The organism is Niabella insulisoli (assembly GCF_039652435.2).
Lineage (GTDB): Bacteria > Bacteroidota > Bacteroidia > Chitinophagales > Chitinophagaceae > Niabella > Niabella insulamsoli.
Genome location: NZ_CP190246.1, coordinates 1,189,352 through 1,207,905 on the forward strand (window position 1 = coordinate 1,189,352; position 18,554 = coordinate 1,207,905).

Here is an 18,554-nt window from a genome sequence, read left to right on the forward strand (position 1 = left end):
TTAAAAGCGATAAGTGACATTAAAGGTAAGCATGCGCGGCTGGCCCGGGAACAACCATGAGTTGTGTGTGTAGTATTTCTTGTTTGAGATATTGTCGATTTTCGCACCTACTCTAAATTTCAACGCATTGTAGAAAACGCTTGCCCCGGTGACAAAATATCCGTTCAATAAAATAGTATTCGCGGCATCAGTGAAAGAACTGCTTTGCCCGTTTCCTCCTGCGCCGAGCCCGAAGCCTTTCAGGCGTCCCGAATTGATCTGGTAGGTCCCCCAAATATTTGCCGCGTGATAAGGCGCGCTTTCAACCCGGTTGCCTTCGATCGATGCGCTATTGCTGCCGTTGAATTTGGAATAGCGGATATCATTGTAGCCATAGCCCATAGCAATGTTAAGCCCCGACAATGGGTTGGCAAGGATATCCACATCCACTCCCCGGCTGCTTTGCTCGTTATCCTGCACCGAGTAATCCGTACCGGGCACAGCCCTTGCTTTATTTTTAACCCTGATGTCATATACACTTACCGTTCCCGTAAGACGATGTTGCAACACATCAAATTTAACACCGCCCTCCAGTTGATTAGCGTATTCAGGCTTCAACAGGTTGCCAAGCGAATCGGTTCCCGCAACATTATTATAACCATTATTATAATTGGCATATACAGAAAGCTGATTGTGTAGAATTTGATACGAAAGCCCGATTTTGGGAGAGTAGGAAGTCTGCATATAGTCGGCGGTTTTTGCAACAAACCTGTTGACACGCAGGCTGGCCATCAATAATAATCGGTCGGTAAGATTTAAAACATTCGATACATAGGCTCCGTAGCTATTATTTTGATCACGGCCCCCGCCCGTATATCTTGCGTTTGCCGCAAGGCTGTCAATTCTCGACGCTCTCATCAGCAATTGCAATGGAGAAGCTGTGGTTTGAATCCGGTCGTAAGCGATTGAGCCTCGGGCCGACGCCACACTGGTTTTGAAATAATCAAGACCAATTAACAAGCGGTTGCGCATATGGCCGATGAGGAAATCCCCAATGAAATTTTGTTGAAATTGCTGCGTATATAACTGGCTGAAAGGCATGTCCAGGATATTTCTGGTAATAACGGTAGTGTCGGTAGTGGAAGCCTTATTCGCGATTAGCGACACATATCTCGTATCATTATTACTCCGGGCAATGGAGTAGTTGGTTTGCGATAGCCATTTATCAGAAAGTTTATATTCCGCTTGCGCCGTAGCCGACCATGTTTGTTGTTTGCTGTTAAAGTCGGGGGTGAAATAAGCATTTTTCGGATCTAATCCCAGATCTGCAACGTTCCCGGCATAGGTGCTGGTGCCGGTTCCGCCCGGAGGCGCGCTAAATCCAAAAAGATAAATTGGCCTTACGCTTTTATAGTAGTAGCCATCAAAATGCAGGGTCAGGCGATCGTTGGCTTTAATCAAAAGCGAGGGTGCAAATCCGAGGTTTTGCTGCTCCAGCTCCTGAAAAGAGTTGCGCGTGTCGTACATCGCATCCACTCTCAACAAAGCCGTTTTATCTTCGTTCAGCGGCGTATTATAATCGAGCGTCGTTCTTGCTAACTCATAGCTTCCTGTTGAAAAAGATATTTCGCCCCGTTTTACATCGAGTGGTTTTTTGGTGATAATATTATAAACGCCACCATAAGAAGCGCCCTGGTTGCCGCCAAACAGCGTGGCGGTGGGTCCTTTGATGGCCTCAATTCTTTCAATATTAAACAGGTCGGTCAACGCCACATAGCCGGTAGAGACGCCGTTTCTATACATAATAGAACCACTGTTGAAGCCCCGCGACTTAAACGTCAGTGTAGACCCGCCGCTTCCTCCGGCGATAGACAAGTTGCTGACGCCCGGAATATTGATAAGCGCCTGCTCAGTCGTCGTCGCCAGTTGCGTGTAAAGGAGCTCCTTTGGAATGACCGCGTAGTTTTGCGGATTTTCGGTGTAGGTTAGGGGCAACCTGGCCACCTGCTCACTGTTTTTATTGATATGGCGATAAGAAGAGGATACGATCACACGATCTAACATATTGGCATTTTCACGAAGCCTGATTTCACCGATAGCGGTTCTTTCATTGTTAAGATGGATGGTAACCGGATCAGCGGAAACTCCCAGCGATTTTACCACAAGGGTATAATTGCCGTAGGCAATATTCCTAAATTCAAAATTACCGTTATCATCAGACTGGGTTTGCCGCTCCGACGGAGTAAGCATTACGATTACGTTTTCTTCGGGCTGGCCATCAGCACTTAAAATGCGGCCTGAGATAACGCCCGTAGCTTGGCTTTGAGCCAGCAAGCCCGATAGGCCTGGTAATAACACAGCAGCAAGTAAAATGGAAAATCTAACAAATTTTAATTTCGACATTGGATTGATTTTAATGAACGCCTCAACAAATGTTAAGGAAGCGCAAAACTAAAATCAAGTAGCGCCTGGTTGTTTACGAAATGCGGAAAAAAGGATTTTATCAATAAATATCGGCAGCAAAAAAATTCTGGCACGGCTTTGGTAATATAAGTAAACAAGAAGGACTCATGTAAAAAAGTATACAATTGCTAATCTATAAAAAGTCAATAAACCCGGCATTGCGCCGGGTTTTATTTTTAGCGAGGTTTGTCTGCGATGCGGATTTCGTTGACGAGTTGGTGCGCGAGCCGCGTTGGCTCAGGCATTCGGTAACGGCCCATGCAGGTGGTGATAATATCAAGGCTTTGAGCCATACTGATTTGATGGCCCGGCGAAATAAAAAGCGGCTTACAATTCCTTTTTGAGCGAAAAACATATCCAATTTGCTCTTCCTTATCCATGAGCGGCGTATGAGCAAAAGGTTCATTTGTGGGCTCGGTAAAAGTTCCGGTAAGTCTGGACTTCGCGCATCCAATGGCGGGAGTGTCAGCAATCATTCCGAAATGCGTAGCAATACCCATCCGCCGCCTGTGAGCAATGCCCTGCCCGTCTAAAATCAGTACATCAGGTTTAATGGTGAGCTGGTTCCAGGCTTGCCACAATGCTGGAACTTCGCGAAAGGCCAGCAGCCCGGAGATATACGGAAATTTGGTTTTGGCAATAACCCGGGAATCACCGTAAAACTTCATGTCCGGATACGACAACAAAACGATACCGGCGTACACGGTTTCTTCAAACTTATTAAAGGAAATATCAGCGCCACCGATCACTTTAGGAGTCCGTTTTAACGGCGTTAAATCGACCTGCGCTCTCATTTCTTTTTGAAGCTGAATCGCTTCTGAAGCGCTGAGTTGATCATATGTTGCGGGGTTTATCATAGTTTTTCTGGGTTAAAGCTGATCGGTCCAAACCAACTTCGAGATGTCAAAACCCGCGTCTTTGGCAAGTTTCAAATAGTCGTATTTTATTTTTTCGGGCATGGTTTTATCTCGTGATAAAAGCCACAGATAGTCCCTGTTTTTCCCGCAAACCAGCGCGTATTGATAATTCTCGTCGATGGCCATTACATTGTATCCCGCATAAAAGGGCCCGAAGAATGAGACTTCAAGCATGGCCGTGTTTTCATCACCAACGAATTTAGCCTTCCCTTCCGAATATTTTTTCTTATACGCTTTATAATCATAGCCTCTGTTCAATACTCTTATAGTGCCGTCTTCGTTTAAAGAATATTCGGCGGTAACGTGGCTCATATTTTTTTCGAATCGAAAATCAAACCTGGCAATTTCGTACCATTTGCCCAGGTATTTTGATTTTTCAAAATTTGATACGGCTGTAACCCCATCTGGTATTGTTTTGCGGTTGGCCCAATACAGCAGCAGTGCGGAAGCTGCGATAACGCCAGAACCAATCCATAGATATTTTTTCTTCATCAGGTTGTTTTTAATGATGAAGATAGAGCAATATTTAAGCCGAAAAGACTTTTACACGGGGTTTTAGCAAGAGAAGTTTCGTAATCTAAAAGCAATGGTATCGGTTCAATTTTTTATGCCCAAATCTTGGCGCGCTTTATGCAATGGGTATAAAAAATAAACAATTATTTATATGTCTACAGAAAATCTAAACCAGGAGCAGGCCGCGAAGAAATTAAAAGAATTGTCCGAGAAAGCGCGGATCTGTATGTTTTGCACTCAATTGGATGAATTGCCTTTGGCTGCCCGGCCGATGACGCTGCAGGAATGTGATGCAGAAGGGAATCTTTGGTTTATTAGCAGCGCAAACAGCAACAAGAATTTTGAAATTGGGGACGATAAAAGAGTGCAGCTGTTTTTCATGAATAATAGTGACCACGAATACCTGTCTGTTTTTGGTGAAGCGTTTATTTATACCGATCAGGCCACGATTGAAGATAAATGGTCGCCGTTGGCGAAGGCCTGGTTTGAAGAAGGTAAAGAAGATCCGAATGTAACGATTATCCGTGTAGCGCCGGGCGACACATACTATTGGGACACTAAAGCCGGAAAAATTGTATCGCTTGCAACCTTTGCCTGGTCAGCCCTTACGGGGAATAAAACTAATAACGACGATGGCGTTGAAGGAAAGCTTGATGTTTAATAACACCGTTTCATTTCATAGGTTCTTATCGTTTGTGGTGCAATAATCGAATCGTGACGAGCAGTTGCCCCACATGGCGCATCGTATGCTCTGCCGCGTGGGTGCATAAACCTATCACCGTTGATGGCAATTGTGCACGGCCCACTTTTCTTTCCAGGACGAGGTCGTCTTCTTTAAAATTTTTCAATCGTTCGACCGTTTCTGAAATTTGCTGAATACATTGATCCACTAAGGTTTCGTGGGTCGAAGTTTGCGTATCGGTTTCCTGCTTCAAATAAATGAACTGATCTTCTGTAAGCGTTTTGTTTTCGGCGTAGGTTAAAAGCCTGTCCAATACGCCGCGAATATGTAGTAAATGAAAACCCGGCGAAGCGCACCCGGCCGGTTGCTGCCAGAGCGCAGATGCCTCAAAGCCACTCATCATGGATCGAATCTCTCTGGCCGCTTGCAACAATGCATGGGCGACAGGTTGCAATAGTGGTGTAATGCCCTCAATTATAACACCGCTTAACCAAACTTCTTTTTCTTGTTTCAAAGTAGTAGTTTTATAAAAGTGTATCGCTTTATTTTTATCAAAATAGAAATTTATCTCTAAACAAAAAACTATGGAAAATATTATTGCAGCACTCGATTTGCAGGATCAAACGGAACTCGTGGTAGAAAAGGCAATGGAAATGGCGGAAAAATTCGGCTCCAAATTACACCTGGTTCATGTGGTGGCGCCCATGGGAAACTACGTGGCTACCAATATTGTGGATCCTCTGTCTGGCATGGAAACAGCCGTTTTGCCTAATGAACTGGATCTCATTGAGGTTCATAAAAATACTGCGCAGGAGAGGCTCGACAAAATAATATCCGGGTTGCCGGCAGGTATGGTAAAAGCCGAAGTTTTGATCGGCGCGGTAGAAGATGAAGTGATTAATTATGCGCGGGAACAAAAGGCGGGTATGATTGTCGTGGGATCGCATCATCGCAGTGGTTTCGCGCGTTTATTAGCTGGCGAAACGTCGGTAAGAATTTTGCACGAAGCGCAGATTCCCATTCTTGTAATACCAACGATTGAAAATAAATAATGCCGGTATGACTGTTAGGAAAATAGGACTTGTTACGACTTTGCTTTTGCTCAGCTATGCTGCCTCCGTCGCGCAGCAAAAGCAGCCGCCGAATATCATTTTTATTCTGGCCGACGATTTGGGTGTTGGAGATTTGGGCGTGTATGGCCAACAAAAAATAGCAACGCCCCATTTGGATCAGCTTGCCAAAGAAGGGATGATGATGAGCCAGTTTTATACAGGCTCTCCGGTGTGTGCGCCATCCCGCGCCACTTTGATGACCGGCTTGCACACAGGCCATGCGCCTATTCGAGGTAACAAGGCTACGCCGCCGGAAGGGCAGTGGCCCCTACCGCAAAACTCCCTGACAATAGCGGAGGTGTTGAAGGACGCGGGCTATGCAACAGGTGATTTTGGGAAATGGGGAATGGGCTTTGTGGGTACAACCGGCGATCCCAACAAGCAGGGTTTTGATGCTTTTTACGGGTACAATTGTCAATCGTTAGCCCACAACTATTTTCCTGATTATTTGTGGCAGAATGATAAAAAAATAAAATTGCAGAATACCTCGCAGCAGCAAAATGACTATGCGGCCGACTTGATACAAAACCAGGCGCAGCAATTTATTAAAGACCACAGCAGGAAGCCCTTCTTTCTCTTTCTTTCTTACACCCTGCCTCATGCTGCGCTGCAGCTGCCCGAAAACGATTCGTTGTTTACTTATTACCGGAAATTATTTAATGAAAAGCCCGTTCCTGTTCCGCCAAACTGGACAGGAAAGGGCTATCAACCCCAGGCCTATCCTCATGCCGCCTATGCGGCCATGGTGGGCAAATTAGATGCTTACGTCGGACAAATTAAAGCGGAGATCGAGCAATTGGGCCTGGGAAGCAATACGATTATTTTGTTTGCCAGCGACAACGGGCCTCATGCAGAGGGTGGAAATGATCCGGAGTTTTTTAACAGCAGCGGAGGTTTGAAAGGGATTAAAAGAGATTTGTATGAAGGCGGGATCAGGACGCCGTTGATTGCATGGTGGCCGGGCCGAATTCGTGCCGGAAGCCAATCCGCATATGTGGGCGCGTTCTGGGACCTGCTGCCCACTTTTGCCGAGTTGGCGGGGGCTGATCAGCCTACGGGTGTGGACGGAATTTCCTTTGTACCTGAGCTGCTCGGTAAGTCGCCACAAAAAAAACATACCTACCTGTATTGGGAGTTTCATGAACAGGGAGGCAAGCAGGCCGTTCGTTTAGATAACTGGAAAGGCGTTCGCCTCGGCGTTATGGAAAATCCTGACGCGGCGATCGAACTATATAACCTTGTCAACGATCCGTCAGAGCAAAATAATATAGCCGCCGCCCATCCTGATATCGTTAAGAAAATAGCTGCCATTATGAAGGACGCTCATGTTGAAAACGAAGACTTTCCTTTTCTTCCCGCGAAATAAATAGACATATAACAGGATAGATCAGGATGCGATACTGACATATCCCCTTTATTTTTATTGGGAATTGCAACTTTTATGTGCCATATGAGAGTTGCGCTTTTTGTATCAAACATCCGACAGCATGCAACGAATTGCTTTCAAAATGAAATTGCGCGAAGGTTACGCCGCCGAGTATCAAAAGCGACATGACGAAATCTGGCCCGAGTTGGTAACGCTTTTACAGCAAACAGGCATAAGCGACTATGCGATCTTTCTTGACGAAAGCGCCAATGATCTTTTTGGCGTGTTAAAATTAGCGGATGGTTGTTCTATGGAGGAGCTTCCGGCGCAGCCTGTAATGCAGCGTTGGTGGGCTTATATGGCAGATATTATGGACACCAACGCCGATCATTCGCCAGTTTCCATTCCGCTAAAGCAGGTATTTTGCATGCCATAGCTGGCGCTTTCAATTTTGTTATAAATCCTTCTGATTATGCTTACGTATCAAGTGAAAAACATTATTCTTTTAGTTGGTTGTTTTGCAACCGGGTTTGTAGCGAATGGGCAATATGTAACCGGGCAGGGAACTGACGCTAATATGCCGCTGCATCTGACCAAGCCCGATTATGAGGTGCCATACGGAGAAGTGGATAAGGAAAAAGTAAAAGCTGTTCTGGACAGAGTCTATAATTATTTGCAGCGTGTAACGCCTGCAGGCCTCATGGATAAAGGAAGCTTTCAACCCCTGCAGGATGTTTCAAAAGCGGACAGCAATGCGGTTTTTAGCAAAGCCGATTTTCGCTTAATCAGTTATGAGTGGGGCGTAACATATACGGGCATGTTGGAGGCGGGAGCATCCACCGGCGACGAAAAATTTACGAAGTACACGCTCGATCGTGTTAATTTTTTGGGCAACCTGGTGGCGCATTATCGGTCGGTCGCGAAGCTGGATAGCCGGCTGGCCGGCCCGGTTCGCCGCGTCATGTTTCCTCACGCACTGGATGATGCTGGAGCGCTTTGTGCGTCGATGATTAAGGCGATGCGCCGTGGAGCAGATAGTAAGGCGGTGCGTCCATTGGTCGATAATTTTATCGATTATATTATGAATAAAGAATTTCGGCTGAAAGACGGGACACTGGCCCGCAACCGGCCGCTGCCGAATACGATCTGGCTCGACGATTTGTATATGAGTTTGCCTGCCATTGTGCAAATGGGACAATTAACCGGGCAGCAACAATATTTTGACGAAGCGGTGAAGCAATATCAACTCTTTTCGGGTCGTATGTTTAACAATGATAACAATTTGTATATGCATGGATGGGTTCAGGACATGAATCCCCATCCGCAGTTTCACTGGGCGCGCGCTAATGGCTGGGCGCTGATGACAAAAATTGAAATGCTTGATGCCCTGCCTGAACAACATCCGGGGAGAGGCTATGTGTTGGAGATGCTGCAAAAGCACGCGGCGGGTTTAGCGCGGCTACAGGATAAAACAGGCTTTTGGCATCAGCTCTTAGATAAGAACGATTCTTACCTGGAAACCTCCGCCACGGCTATTTACGCGTATTGTGTAGCGCGTGCGATCAATAAAGGCTGGGTCGATTCAAAAGCGTATGGCCCTATGGCCATCCTGGCGTGGAATGCAGTGAGCACAAAAGTTACGCAGGAAGGCCAGGTTGCAGGAACCTGCGTGGGCACGGGCATGGGTTTTGATCCGGCGTTTTATTATTATCGGCCGGTCAATAATTTCGCCGCTCACGGTTATGGGCCGGTATTGCTTGCCGGGGCCGAAATGTATCGCCTGTTGCAAAAACACCCTTTTGAAATAAACGACAGCGCCGTGCAAATGCCTTAACGGATGATGAATACCTACGCGCTGAGATTTTTCAGACAAAGGCGGGTTAGGAAAAAAAATTCGGAGAGCAGGATGGGTCAGGATGGTTGGCCTTACGGGATGCTTTAAATTACACTTGTATTTCTAACGATTCACTTATTAAACCAAAAGTCATATGAAGCGAAGCTGGCTACAGCCCTTCGGTAGGAGAAGCTTGCATGCTAAGTTTCCTGCACAAAAAAAGTAGGATTCACCGATCTATCCCGGAGAGATTTCAAACCATTAAAAAATCTAAAAAATAAACTGATGAAACGTTCATTATAAAATTTTCATTTTTATCAAAATGGTGTATGAAAATTTTATACCTGGTAAGTTCCATTAGACCATTAAAAAACCTAAAAAATAAACTGATGAAAGAAAGCAAAATTTTTTGTTGGCTGCTGGTGTTGTGGGCTATTGCCTTTTCCCTCGCGCCTGTTATTGCAACTGCGCAGCAAACACCCCTTATAACAGGCGTTGTTGTCGACGAAACGGGCAAACCTTTGAATGGCGCTTCCATACAATTGCAGGGATCTTCCCTTGCTGTTGCCACTAATGAGCAGGGGATTTTTAGCATCAATGCTCCGCTCAATTCGGTACTCGTAGTGTCGAACGTGGGTTATCAAACCCAGGAGGTTGCAGTATTGGAAACGCAGCTCAATATTACGCTAAAGCAGAATGCTTCTGAGATGGACCAGGTAGTGGTGGTAGGCTACGGAACCCGTAAAAGGAGCGATGTGACGGGCGCGATTGCCTCGGTGAGCGGCGAAGACCTAAGAACGGTGCCGACTACTAACTTAACGCAAGCTTTGCAGGGCCGGGTGAGTGGTGTTGTTGCCACGCCCAATAGCTTCAGGCCGGGCCAGGGAAGTACCATCCGTATTCGCGGTAACCGGTCGCTGAGTGCGAGCAATGAACCGTTATATGTTGTGGACGGATTTCCGGTAAGTTATACGATCGATGATATGAACCCGGCAGACATCGAATCAGTTGATATCCTGAAAGACGCCTCCGCAACAGCTATTTATGGTGTTCGTGGCGCCAATGGCGTGGTGCAGATAACCACCCGAAAAGGCAAGGCCGGGAAAGTGAGTGTCACTTATATGGGAAGTAAATCGGTTGAAGAAATTATAAGGCCCTTACCCATATTCGATGGCGCAGGGATCGCCGATGCATGGAGGCAGGCATTTTTTGCAGACAGGCAATATACCGCAAACCGCGGAACCGCTTCGTCGACAAATCCTTTATATTATTACCCCACCGCGCAAAATGATATTGCTTTGTTCTGGACGCGGTTTGGTTCTTTGGAACAATGGAATTCTATTAAAGATGCTTACACCTGGGATGTGTATGATCCGGCAAATAACATTTTCCGGGCGCGCAAAAGAGCGACAACCGCCGAGGAGCGCGCCTTGTTGCAAGGGCTGGGTATCACCTCCCAACTGGATAGCATTGATATGTATGACCCTTCCATGGTTAAAAGTTTTGACTGGCAGAATGAGGTAGGATTGAGAAGAGGAAGCACCGATAATCATAGTATTTCGGTAACGGGCGGCAGTGATAAAATCCGTTCGTCGCTGAATGCCGGGTATTTCAAACAAAAGGGGATTGAATTTGGGCAGGATTATACGCGCTACTCCATCGGCAACTCGGTAGATTTCAGGCCCAATAAAGTGCTCAACTTTGGAACTTCTATTAATTATATCCACAGCATCACTAATTCCAGTACAAGCTCTTTTGGAAACGCCTCCGGCATGATTCCTTTGGTAACGCCTTATGATTCTGCGGGCAACTGGGTGTTGTTTCCCAACAGGGATCAGCAGATCGTGAGCGCCATCAACGATAGAAATACTGTGTTTGATGAAACTAAGGCCAATCGCGTGTTTGGTAATGTTTATGCAGAAGTGACGCTGTTTAAGGGATTTAAATACAGGGCGATGTTTGGCGCGGATATCCGCAATTCAACCCGCGGAACTTTCAACGGTGCACAATCTTCTATCCGCCTGGGAAGCCCTGCCAACGCAAGCCAAACCGAGAACAGGTCATCGTCCTGGGTTTTTGATAATATCCTGACTTATAACACGACGATCAAATCCGACCACTCGATCAATGTTACTTTATTACATGAGCTGCAAAGCTTGAACCGCGCATCTTCGTTAACGATGAGTGCCAACAACCTGATTTTTGAATCTCAAAAATGGTATTCCCTGCAAAGAAATACAGACGCAACGGTGACGGGTTCAGGTACCTTTTCTGCTTCGCAATATTTGTCTTATATGGGCCGCGTAGAATATGGTTTCAGAAGCAAATACCTGGTTACACTGAGCAATCGTTACGATAATTCATCGGTGCTTTCTGAAAATAATAAGGGCGCTTGGTTTCCTTCAGCATCACTCGCCTGGCAAATGGACCGGGAAGCATTTTTCAACAATCAGCAGGTGTTCAGTTCCGGAAAGCTGAGAGTGGGTATTGGTAAAGTGGGTAATGCATCTATCGATCCTTATCAAACGGCCGGCCCGCTTGGCTTTACCAACTATAACTGGGGCAATGGAGTGGCTGCGATCGGCTCGGCGCCAACGACTTTTCCAACACCCGATCTTACTTGGGAAAAAACAACGACCACCAACTTGGGTATTGAATTTGGGTTGCTTAATAACAGAATTACCGGAACTATCGATCTGTATAACGCAACGACCACCGATCAGCTACAGCTAAAGTCAATTCCAACCGCCAATGGTGTGTCGAGCGTGTATTTTAATTTAGGAAAAGTAAACAACCGCGGTATTGAAATTTCTTTAAGTACTCAAAATATTGTGAGCGATAAGTTTAGATGGAGCACCGATTTTATGTTCTCTAAAAACAAAGAGAAAATCGTAGATATCGACGGCTCGGGCAACAGCAACTTCGCCAACCTGTGGCTGCTCGATCAGCCTTTGCAGGTGTATTGGAGTTATCAGAAAGAGGGTATATTCCAGTATAGCGATACTGCAGCCGGCGGCATTTTGTCATCCGTTTACTGGCCTAAAAATGGCAGAACGAACGCACAGTTTCAGCCGGGGCGCATCAAGATTTATGACGCTAATGGCGACTCTACTTTCAGCCCGGCAGACAAGGTGATCCTTGGATCACACAACCCCGACTTTATTGCAAGTATCAATAACACTTTTTCTTATAAGAATTTCGATTTGAACTTCCTGGCTTATTTCCGTGTGGGTGGTTTGTACCGGGTGCCGCGCCCGGGCCTGGTGGGCCGCTACCAGTCGCCCTGGGTGAACTATTGGACGCCGTCCAATCCAACCAACGATTATCAGCAGCCCACTCAAACCAGTGATATTCCTTTGTATTGGGAGGCGCTTACCTACCGTAAAGCTACTTTCATCCGCATCCGGAATATTACTTTAACCTATCGGTTACCAAAAGATTTTACCTCCAAGCTTCGGATGAACAACTTGGCATTTTATGTAACAGCGGTTAACCCGATATTAATTCACAATGGTGATAAAAATTACGATCCTGAAACGGTGCCATACCGCGAATTTCCGGGAAATACGACCAGCCAGGTGGGGCCAAATTCTTATAACTACCGAAGCTATGTATTTGGCGTAAGAGCGGATCTGTAATTTATAAAACTCATTAAAAAGAAATAAAATGAAGAATAAAGCCATATATATAAAATGTATTGTAGTAGCTGCGTTTTCGCTACTCTTTGCTTCCTGTAAAAAGTTTATCAAGGAAGAACTGGTAACTACGTTGACAGAAGAATATTATAAAACTGACGCAGGGTTGGAGGATCTGGTTAAATCTGCTTATGCGCCGTTGCAATGGAAATTTACCGGGGAGCAATCCTACGCGATGTCAAACTTCGGAACGGATGAATTTCGCGAAGGCGACCAGTTCAATAATGTCCGTTATAATGATTATGATGCGAACCTCAACTCTAACGATGCTTTTGTCGACGCCATGTGGACCAATCACTATGCAGGTATCAGGCGGTGCAACCAGGGCGTGGAAATGATCTCCGCTTTTGATGATCCGGCTTCTCTTACTTTGGGAACGCAGGCTAAAAAAGATATCAGGATTGCTGAGTTAAAGGCGCTCAGGGCTTTCTACTATTTTCAGCTGTTGCAGCAGATGGGCGGCGTGCCATTGGTATTAACGGTTCCCGTCCAGCCCCAATACGAATTTCCGCGTGCCAGCGAAGCGGATGTGTACGCGCAGATTATTACAGACCTCAGGGCCGCTGCAAACCCGCTGCCCTGGCGCTATACCGGCGCCGACCGAGGCCGTGCTACCAAAGCGATGGCGTATCATTATTTAGCTAAAGTGTATTTGACAAGAGGAAGCGCAGTGACGGAGCAGCGGGGACAGAAATCCACCGATATGGATAGCGCGATCTATTTTGCAAACGAAGTAATTGCCAACAGTGGCCACGCGCTGGAAGCTGATTTTGGCAACTTGTTCAGCGCGGCTTATCCCGACGGAACAATTGCTCCTCTCGGACAAGTGGGCGCGCCGCCTCAAAGCAGCAAAGCAAAAATAGACGCCAACAATGCCAGCAACGAAATTATTTTTGCTGCACAATTTAGTTCTAACCTCAACCTCGCCGGGTCTAACAATCAAACACATTTGTTTTATCCAACACAATACGACGCCGGTATGCCGGGCATGACGCGCGATTTCTTTAACGGCAGGCCCTTTAGAAGATTGAGGCCAACTGATTATTCAATTGATATTTTCGATAAGATAAACGACTCCCGTTTCTTTAAGACATTTCAAACGGTTTTTTATAGAAATGTGGCGTCCAACAACGGGCTGCCTGTTTTCACGGCAGCGAATGCACCCAACCCTTCATTGGTAGGCCTTCCTCGGGTGATGCTGGGAGATACCGCCGCGTTGTTTATCGTCAATCCGATAGACAGGCCCCTGCTGACTTCGCAGATCGCTGCCATGCGTTACTATTCCGTATTCACAAGGTATAAGCAAACCACTACTGGCGGCGCTATTACTTCTGACTATAATGGAAATAAATATTTATCGATGATTAAATTTTCTGACCCGATTCGTTTAACCAATACTAATAACGAAGCAAGGGGCATCAGGAACGGAACCTATGCGCGCCTGGCTGAAACTTATCTGATCATGGCCGAAGCTTATGGTCGCAAGGGCGATTATCCGAATGCGCTCAACTATGTCAATGTGCTGAGAAGAAGAGCGGCTTATAAAGCCAATGAAGCCAGGAGTCCTCAGATATGGCAGTTTATGGGTGGCCCTAACAACCTGAATAATACAGAAGCTACCAACCTCGCCACGGCAGACTTGTTTACTACAAACGCTCCCAGCGAATTGTATCCGCCTTCAGTTACTTCTACGCCCGACCGTTTTATTCATTTTATGCTGAATGAAAGAACACGCGAACTATGTGGTGAATTTTATCGTTGGGAAGATCTGGTGCGCACAGAAACTTTGTTTGAAAGAACGAAGTTATATAACGCAGATATCAGTCCTTCTTTTGCGCAGTATCATAAGCGTCGTCCCATTCCTTACCTTCAAATCATTGCGCAGCAAATTGATGGTAAGCCGATGAGCCCGGATCAGATTGCGCAATATCAAAATCCGGGATACTAAGATCATGGGTCAACGATCAAATAAAATGCTGCCTGTCGCAACGGGCAGCATTTTTTATGGAACAGGATAGATCAGGATTGCTGTTTACAGAAGAAGCTTAATTTTATTGTTATTGGAATGCGCCTAAGGCGCAAGGTTGTAGGCAGATTATGCCTGTCGTACATTCTTTAAAAAAACGAAACGATTGTGGAAATAAAAAAAAGTATCCTATCTCCTAAAAATATTATTGCATTTGCATGTGCATTCAGTTTTTTAATAAACGAAAATGTTGAAGCACAGGTTGAATGGCCTGCGATTACAAAGCAGCAGAAGCCCTGGACACGCTGGTGGTGGGAAGGAAGTGCGGTTAACGAGGAAGGCCTGAGCTGGAACCTGCAGCAATATCGCGATGCGGGATTAGGCGGCGTTGAAATCACGCCGATCTATGGCATCCATGGTGCAGAGCAGCAATTTGTCGATTTTTTATCTCCCCGCTGGATGCAGCTTTTTTCTCATGCCCTGAAGGAAAGCCGGCGATTGGGTTTGGGCGTTGATCTTGCCAATGGAACCGGATGGCCTTTTGGCGGCACCTGGGTAACCGACGAAGATGCCAGTAAAACTGTGTATCATAAAACATACACGGTAGAAGGCGGGCAGCAACTCGGTGAGCCGGTTCTTTTTGAACAGGAAGCGCTTGTTCGCACAGCCAATAACAAGAAGGCAGACATCAACCAGGTAAAAAGGCCTTTGCGTCTTAATAAAAACCTTCAGGAGCTGGCGTTGGATCAAATACAATTTCCCGGAAGGCTGCCGCTGATCGCGCTGATGGCCTACGACAATAAAGGAGGTTCTGTTAACCTGGTTGATAAAGTGGATGCCAATGGAAAATTGCGCTGGACAGCCCCGGCAACAGCCGCAAAATGGACGCTATATGCGATGTTTGAAGGGCTACACGGAAAAATGGTGGAAAGAGCCGCACCCGGCGGTGAAGGTTATGCGATCGATCATTTTTCAAAAACGGCTGCGGCACATTATTTCAAAAAATTTGATGAGGCTTTTAAAGGCTACGACATTAGCTACTTGCGTTCTTTTTTTAACGATTCTTATGAAGTAGATGATGCGAGAGGCGAGGCCAATTGGACGCCCGCATTTTTTGACGAGTTTAAACGGCGGAGAGGCTACGACCTGCGCGAACATCTACCGGCTTTGTTTGGTAAAGCTAACGCGGAGATGAACAGCAGGATTGTTTATGATTATCGTTCGGTAATTGACGAACTTTTACTGGAACACTTTACCAAGGAATGGAAAAAATGGGGCGAAAGCAAAGGAGCGATGCTGCGTAATCAAAGCCATGGTTCTCCTGCTAATACTTTGGATTTATACAGTGTGGTCGATATTCCTGAAACCGAAGGGAATGATATTCTCCGATTTAAGTTTGCCACTTCGGCCGCTAATGTAAGCGGGAAACAACTTGTTTCAGCCGAAGCCGCAACCTGGCTCAATGAACATTTTTTATCTTCCTGGGGCGACGTGAAAAAAGCGCTTGATCTTTACTTTTTGGGAGGGGTCAATCATATATTTTATCATGGAACCGAATACTCGCCCAAAGAAGCAAAATGGCCCGGATGGCTGTTTTATGCTGCTGTTCATTTTCAACCCGAAAATCCACAGTGGCGTCACTTCCACGCATTAAATAAATATGTCGCAAGAGTGCAATCCTTTCTGCAAAGCGGCCAACCCGATAATGATATTTTATTATATTATCCGATCGTTGACCGATACGCGCAGCCGGGCAATACACTGCTGCAGCATTTCGATGGGATGGAACGGAATTTTGTGAACACTGACTTTGAACAGGTTTCTCATCAAATGGTTGAAAAAGGATATAGCTTTGATTTTTTCTCAGACAGGCAGCTACAGCAGTTTACATTTCGAAATGGCCAGGTCTTTTCGGCTGGCAATGGTTATAAAGCTCTCATGTTACCGGGTAATAAGTTGATCTCTGATGTTTCTTTTGCTAAATTAATACAATTGGTAAAGCAGGGGGCCACACTTTTAGTGTATAAATCACTGCCCCAAGATGTGCCGGGCTACGCCAACCTCGAAGACCGAAGGAAACGGTTGGTTGATCTTTTGGCAGCGTTTTCGAAAGAAAAATCAGCGGCGTCCGGCCCGATAACGCTCGGAAAAGGAACCGTGGTGATAGCCGATGATTTGGAGCGCCTGATGAAGCAGGCCCATGCGCGTAAAGAAAAGGCAGACGACGGTTCGGTTTATACCCTGCGCAGAAAAAATTCGGGAGGACATATTTACTTTATCAATAACCGGTCTGACAAGGAAGTGGAAGAATGGATCAGGTTGGCTGATACTGCCGAAGTTGTTGCGATATTCGATCCCGCAAGCGATGCGAAAGGCCTGGCAAAAACCAGACAGACAGCTGATGGCCATCTTGAAGTTTGGGCGCAACTGCAGCCGTATGCAAGTTTGATCTTTCAATCTTACGATAAAAAAATCAGCGGTGCGCCATTTCCTTACCAGGAAAAACTGGGAGCGCCTGTTGCTTTAAAAGGAACCTGGAAGCTGGAATTTTTAGAGGGCGGTCCGGTGTTGCCCAATCCGCAGCTGTTGGAAGCGCCGGTTTATTGGACCGAGTTAAAAGGCGAAGGTTATCAACAATTTTCGGGCATTGGAAAATACACCATTGCCTTTGACCGGCCGGGCGCTGCAAAAAATTACCTGCTGGATTTGGGAGCGCTTCAGGCGACGGCGGAGGTTGTATTAAATGGTAAAAAAATCGCCACTTTGACTGGCCCAACTTTTAAAACCGCTATTCCGGCTGCAGCATTTAAGCAAAAGAATCAATTGGAGATTATTGTTGCCAATCTTATGGCAAACCGCATAATTTACATGGACAGGAACCATCAGCCGTGGAAAATATTTTATAACACAAATATGCCGGCCAGGAAAGCGGAGAATGTTAAAAACGGCTTGTTTAGCGCCGCGCATTGGCAGCCTTTGCCCTCCGGTCTGAAGGGCCCTGTTACATTAACGCCGTTAAAATAAAACTATGAACTATTTTATCTCAGCGGCCATTTTGTTACTATTAGCGTTTCAGGCAGGCGCTCAAAAAGCTGCTCCCAAACCGCTTTTCGATGATCCGGTTTATCATGGCGCTGCCGATCCTGTGGTTATTTACAACAAGCAAAAAAAGAAATGGTGGATGTTCTACACCAACCGCCGCGCTTCGATTGTAGACACAACCGTAAAATGGGTACATGGTACGCGCATCGGTATCGCAGAGAGCGCAGATGGCCAAAACTGGACCTACCTCGATACTGCAAATATTAATTACAGGCCCGATGTTGGTTACACCTTTTGGGCGCCCGATATCATCGAGCATAAGGGGTTGTATCATATGTATCTGACCTATGTACCCGGCACTTTTGAAAACTGGAGCCATCCGCGCGAGATCGTTCATCTCACCAGTCGCGATTTGTTCAACTGGTCATTCGAAAGCGTTTTGCCACTTGGTAATCACAAAGTAATTGATGCTACGGTAATTCAGACTAAAGAAGGGACTTGGCGTATGTGGTACAATAATGAAAGCGATAAAAAATCGATTTATTACGCGGATAGCGAAGATCTGTTTCATTGGACAGATAAAGGGAAAGCTATCAATGCCCGCGGCGAAGGCCCCAAAGTATTTTGGTGGCAGGAGAAATATTTCATGATTGTTGATGCCTGGAAGGGGCTTGAGATCTGGCATTCGTCAGATTTGCTGCACTGGGAAAAGCAGGAAAATCGCATTCTGGAAGCACCGGGCAAGGGCAAGGATGACCAGGCGATTGGAGGCCATTGTGACGTGTTAGTCAACAACGGAAAAGCTTTTATATTTTATTTCACACATCCGGGAAGGAATTCGATACAGCCTGCGGCCAGGGGGAGCTTTGAAGAAAAACGCAGCGTTATTCAGGTAGCAGCACTCGTTTACGACGATGGAGACATTTACTGCGACCGGGATCAACCTGTCCTGATAAAATTAAAACGCCCATAGAAAATAATCGCT

13 protein-coding genes are annotated in these 18,554 nt (G+C 46.1%); 9 read left to right on the forward strand and 4 right to left on the reverse strand.

The features are described 5' to 3' along the window. The 3 genes from ABDK00_RS05125 to ABDK00_RS05135 form a co-directional block, all read right to left on the reverse strand. Complete coding sequence (locus ABDK00_RS05125) at positions 1 to 2,382, reverse strand: TonB-dependent receptor (protein ID WP_346238799.1); 2,382 nt, start codon at positions 2,380 to 2,382, stop codon at positions 1 to 3. Between the two features lie 236 nt (positions 2,383 to 2,618). Continuing rightward, positions 2,619 to 3,299: a deoxyribonuclease V gene (gene nfi / locus ABDK00_RS05130; RefSeq protein WP_346238800.1), complete on the reverse strand. Its 681-nt coding sequence runs from the start codon at positions 3,297 to 3,299 to the stop codon at positions 2,619 to 2,621. 12 nt (positions 3,300 to 3,311) lie between these two features. Next, positions 3,312 to 3,851, reverse strand: coding sequence for a lipocalin family protein (locus tag ABDK00_RS05135; RefSeq protein WP_346238801.1), 540 nt, complete (start codon positions 3,849 to 3,851; stop codon positions 3,312 to 3,314). Between the two features lie 172 nt (positions 3,852 to 4,023). Between ABDK00_RS05135 and ABDK00_RS05140 the strand changes: the two genes are divergently transcribed. Further along, positions 4,024 to 4,533 (forward strand): pyridoxamine 5'-phosphate oxidase family protein, encoded by a 510-nt coding sequence (locus ABDK00_RS05140; protein WP_346238802.1) that lies wholly within the window; start codon positions 4,024 to 4,026, stop codon positions 4,531 to 4,533. A gap of 25 nt (positions 4,534 to 4,558) precedes the next feature. Here ABDK00_RS05140 and ABDK00_RS05145 read toward each other — a convergent pair whose 3' ends face one another. Continuing rightward, positions 4,559 to 5,068, reverse strand: coding sequence for a DinB family protein (locus ABDK00_RS05145; protein WP_346238803.1), 510 nt, complete (start codon positions 5,066 to 5,068; stop codon positions 4,559 to 4,561). A gap of 70 nt (positions 5,069 to 5,138) precedes the next feature. On the opposite strand from ABDK00_RS05145, the gene ABDK00_RS05150 reads away from it, so the two are divergent. The 8 genes from ABDK00_RS05150 (at position 5,139) to ABDK00_RS05185 (ending at position 18,542) form a co-directional block, all read left to right on the forward strand. Continuing rightward, a complete protein-coding gene (locus ABDK00_RS05150; RefSeq protein ID WP_346238804.1) occupies positions 5,139 to 5,606 on the forward strand; it encodes a universal stress protein in 468 nt (155 codons plus the stop codon). Between the two features lie 7 nt (positions 5,607 to 5,613). Further along, on the forward strand, positions 5,614 to 7,032 hold the full coding sequence (locus ABDK00_RS05155) for an arylsulfatase (RefSeq protein ID WP_346238806.1): 1,419 nt from the start codon (positions 5,614 to 5,616) through the stop codon (positions 7,030 to 7,032). Between the two features lie 121 nt (positions 7,033 to 7,153). After that, positions 7,154 to 7,468 carry an L-rhamnose mutarotase gene (gene rhaM / locus ABDK00_RS05160; protein ID WP_346238807.1) on the forward strand — a complete coding sequence of 105 codons (315 nt, stop codon included), beginning with the start codon at positions 7,154 to 7,156 and terminating at the stop codon, positions 7,466 to 7,468. A gap of 36 nt (positions 7,469 to 7,504) precedes the next feature. Further along, entirely contained in the window at positions 7,505 to 8,866 is a 1,362-nt protein-coding gene (locus ABDK00_RS05165; RefSeq protein ID WP_346238808.1) for a glycoside hydrolase family 88 protein, read from the forward strand. Between the two features lie 389 nt (positions 8,867 to 9,255). After that, positions 9,256 to 12,504 carry a TonB-dependent receptor gene (locus ABDK00_RS05170; protein WP_346238809.1) on the forward strand — a complete coding sequence of 1,083 codons (3,249 nt, stop codon included), beginning with the start codon at positions 9,256 to 9,258 and terminating at the stop codon, positions 12,502 to 12,504. Positions 12,505 to 12,532: 28 nt separating this feature from the next. After that, entirely contained in the window at positions 12,533 to 14,509 is a 1,977-nt protein-coding gene (locus tag ABDK00_RS05175) for a RagB/SusD family nutrient uptake outer membrane protein (RefSeq protein WP_346238810.1), read from the forward strand. A gap of 186 nt (positions 14,510 to 14,695) precedes the next feature. Then, a complete protein-coding gene (locus tag ABDK00_RS05180) occupies positions 14,696 to 17,551 on the forward strand; it encodes a glycosyl hydrolase (RefSeq protein WP_346238811.1) in 2,856 nt (951 codons plus the stop codon). A 4-nt stretch (positions 17,552 to 17,555) separates the two neighbouring features. Next, positions 17,556 to 18,542, forward strand: coding sequence for a family 43 glycosylhydrolase (locus ABDK00_RS05185; protein WP_346238812.1), 987 nt, complete (start codon positions 17,556 to 17,558; stop codon positions 18,540 to 18,542). Positions 18,543 to 18,554: the final 12 nt, after the last annotated feature.